The sequence below is a fragment of the Ancylobacter oerskovii genome, assembly GCF_018390555.1.
In the GTDB taxonomy this organism is placed as follows: domain Bacteria; phylum Pseudomonadota; class Alphaproteobacteria; order Rhizobiales; family Xanthobacteraceae; genus Ancylobacter; species Ancylobacter oerskovii.
In genome coordinates this window covers 1-758 of the sequence record NZ_JAHBGB010000039.1, presented here as the reverse complement: position 1 = coordinate 758, position 758 = coordinate 1, and the positions used below count along the sequence as shown (strand labels likewise).

Annotated in this window: 1 protein-coding gene; it reads right to left on the bottom strand. The window is 52.8% G+C overall.

The window, feature by feature from the left end:
• Positions 1-53 precede the first annotated feature (53 nt).
• The gene (locus KHC19_RS18670; protein ID WP_001067855.1) at positions 54-758 is read right to left on the bottom strand and encodes an IS6-like element IS26 family transposase; all 705 of its coding nucleotides are present in this window, start codon (positions 756-758) and stop codon (positions 54-56) included.

The window sequence follows — 758 nt, the reverse complement described above, 5'->3', positions numbered from 1 at the left end:
AGGCACTGTTGCAAAGTTAGCGATGAGGCAGCCTTTTGTCTTATTCAAAGGCCTTACATTTCAAAAACTCTGCTTACCAGGCGCATTTCGCCCAGGGGATCACCATAATAAAATGCTGAGGCCTGGCCTTTGCGTAGTGCACGCATCACCTCAATACCTTTGATGGTGGCGTAAGCCGTCTTCATGGATTTAAATCCCAGCGTGGCGCCGATTATCCGTTTCAGTTTGCCATGATCGCATTCAATCACGTTGTTCCGGTACTTAATCTGTCGGTGTTCAACGTCAGACGGGCACCGGCCTTCGCGTTTGAGCAGAGCAAGCGCGCGACCATAGGCGGGCGCTTTATCCGTGTTGATGAATCGCGGGATCTGCCACTTCTTCACGTTGTTGAGGATTTTACCCAGAAACCGGTATGCAGCTTTGCTGTTACGACGGGAGGAGAGATAAAAATCGACAGTGCGGCCCCGGCTGTCGACGGCCCGGTACAGATACGCCCAGCGGCCATTGACCTTCACGTAGGTTTCATCCATGTGCCACGGGCAAAGATCGGAAGGGTTACGCCAGTACCAGCGCAGCCGTTTTTCCATTTCAGGCGCATAACGCTGAACCCAGCGGTAAATCGTGGAGTGATCGACATTCACTCCGCGTTCAGCCAGCATCTCCTGCAGCTCACGGTAACTGATGCCGTATTTGCAGTACCAGCGTACGGCCCACAGAATGATGTCACGCTGAAAATGCCGGCCTTTGAATGGGTTCAT